This is a genomic window from Luteimonas aestuarii, assembly GCF_004357985.1.
GTDB lineage: Bacteria > Pseudomonadota > Gammaproteobacteria > Xanthomonadales > Xanthomonadaceae > Luteimonas > Luteimonas aestuarii.
In genome coordinates this window covers 1-2,442 of the sequence record NZ_SMTF01000033.1, presented here as the reverse complement: position 1 = coordinate 2,442, position 2,442 = coordinate 1, and the positions used below count along the sequence as shown (strand labels likewise).

Below are 2,442 nucleotides of genomic sequence, written 5' to 3'. Positions count from 1 at the left end.
GAGGTGCTGGAGAAGCGCGCACTGATGCTGCCGCAGGAGCTCAAGGCGATGGGGCCGGAGAAGCAGGTGATCCTGTACGAGGGACTGGCCCATCCGGTGCTGTGCCGCAAGATCCGGTATTACAAGGATGGCTACTTCACCAGGCGGCTCATGCCGAAGGTACCGATCCAGCCGCTCGAACTGCCAGGAGACAAGCCCGTGAAAGGCAAGACTGCCGCCATTGTTGCTGCTTCCACGCTGGCGTTGCTGTCGGCATGTGCGACGCCCCAGGCGCAGGAAACGATGCGGGTTCCTACGCGGGTCGATCGGAAACCGGAGCTGATACCTCCCGTTTCTCCAGAAGATGCCGCCCAGATCGCGACGGCCCAAACCAAGGTTGCCGAACTTCAAACCCGACTATTGGCACTGATCGACAGCCTGGATTCTATAAACGACCTCAGCCTGACTCGTGTCGAGCAAATTATGGGGATCGACATGCACCCTGCCGAAGCGCACGGAAACTACCGCTTCCGGAACGAGTTGGCCTTCGGTTGGATTTCTTTTCTCGATCTCACGTCTTCTAGGAAACGACCATCGTTGATGCTCGATTTTATTAATCGTGATCGATATGCCCCTATGACTGCAGCCTGTTTGGACTTCGACAACATCTCCGAGCAACTAACGACACGTGGCTATGACCGCCAGCCGGATTACGCAAGTCATGAAGAGCTTCTTGGTTGGGACTTCTACAACAAACGAAAAGAAATCGTTGTCAGAACCTCCCTTCAGCGCCATGAGTTCATGGATGACAGGGGTAATCGAAGCGGTCGCCCCTGTATCGAAAGGTTATGGATCAACTGACAATGGAGTTACGCCATGGACGACGCCAACAAGAGAGTTCATCAACTGATCGTGGATTTCGGACAAGATACCGGCGTGACGCCCGAGATGGTCGTCAACCTACGCGCCGCCATCACAAGTTCGCCGCACCTTGTAGATCGAATGAGCAAAGCCGCGGAAGAAGGGCATCTTCTGGCCCTGCGCCCGCAGGAAGCGTCTCTGGGCGCTGGCGCTGCCTATCACGGCAGCACCAAGTCAATCAGCATCCCGCTCGACATTCTCGCGCCAGAGGAAAGCCGGAATGCAAGCATCTCCAACGAGCTGACTTTCCGCCTCGGCCACGAGGTCCAGCATGGCTTCAACCACGCCAGGATGCGCCAAGGCATCGAAGCTGCGGCCGCCGAGATGGTAGCTGTTGCGCATTCCCCGGGCGCAGAGAAGGACTACACCGAAGCAGCCCTGCAATGGCAGCAGGCGCGACGCGAGGATGAAGCCAGCGCCCACATTGAAGGGTGGAATGTGGCTATTAGCCAGTTGCGACACAGCGGAAATGATGTGACCTTTCAACAGATGCGTGATGTGTATGGAAAACGAGCATCTGATTTCATCGAAAGGGATGAAATATCAGGACAATTTCGCCCCAAATCTGGCCTAACCTTCAACGACGACCTCACGCTCTCTGCGACGCCCGAGAACGTCGAAACCGTCGCTCAACAGTTCTACGATTCACCCAGCCGAGGCGTCGGACACACTTGGGCGGGATACTCGAACTACGACGGCGCAAGCATCATCAGCTATGCCGTCCAGAGTCATTTGCAGTACGCCCGCCCCGGCGATGAGCTGGTCCTGGACTTCAAGCGACTTGGCATCGAGGAAAAGTACGTCGAGATCAATGGGCTGGATTTCGGCAGATATGCCGCTTCCAGTCCTGAAATTCGTTACGTCGACATCAGCGATGGAGAACGGCGCGAAGGCATCTTCGACCACACCAAGGATGGCCCGAATCAGAACCAGCATGTCGACAATGCCAATCAGCTGAACCAACAGACGCAAGAGCCCTCCGGTGAGATCGGCTTCTCCCACCCCCGACACCCCGACCACCCCCTCTACCGCAACGTCCAGCGGTCCATGCAGGATCAGTTGCCCGAGGGCGCTCAGGTCTCCGAAGATCGCCTGGCGCAGCTGACGCTGGCGGCCAAAGAGGCCCGGTTCCGCCCCGGTGAGCACATTGATGCGTTTGTCGGCGAGACGAGCGTCTCCCTTCGTGGCGAACACCCCACCCACCTGACCCAGATCGACCTGACCACCCCGCCACCGACCGCACAGCAAAGTGCGCAGCTGGCGGGCGAGTTGGATCGCGAACAGGCACGGCAGGCTGAACAGTACGCACAGCAACAAGCGGCCCAGCAACAAAACGTACCGGTGATGCAGCACTGAGGATGTCCGCCCCTCATTGCCATCCCGCGCGTGACGCCTTCGCCGGCCTGCTGTCGCAAGCCGACGCGACCTTCGCCTCGATCATCGGCTCGTTCCGCGAGCCACTCAACCCGTTCCTCAACCCGGTGCTCGATGCCGCCACTAGCGGCGACGACTTCCGGCTCGACGACGTGCGCCGCCAGCGCA

At 58.8% G+C, this 2,442-nt stretch carries 2 protein-coding genes and 1 pseudogene; all 3 read left to right on the top strand.

Annotation, left to right across the window (positions count from 1 at the left end; genetic code table 11):
• Positions 1-183, top strand: a pseudogene (locus E2F46_RS17765) (type IV secretory system conjugative DNA transfer family protein); the annotation flags it as partial.
• A gap of 672 nt (positions 184-855) precedes the next feature.
• Entirely contained in the window at positions 856-2,256 is a 1,401-nt protein-coding gene (locus E2F46_RS17335; protein WP_133323835.1) for a hypothetical protein, read from the top strand.
• The coding region (locus E2F46_RS17330) for a type IV secretory system conjugative DNA transfer family protein (RefSeq protein WP_341777574.1) at positions 2,253-2,442 on the top strand (190 nt) is incomplete at its 3' end. The genes E2F46_RS17335 and E2F46_RS17330, both read left to right, overlap by 4 nt.

Bases quoted from the DNA above. Each gene is read 5' to 3' on its own strand.
- E2F46_RS17335 (WP_133323835.1), top strand. From the start codon at position 856: ATGGACGACGCCAACAAGAGAGTTCATCAACTGATCGTGGATTTCGGA.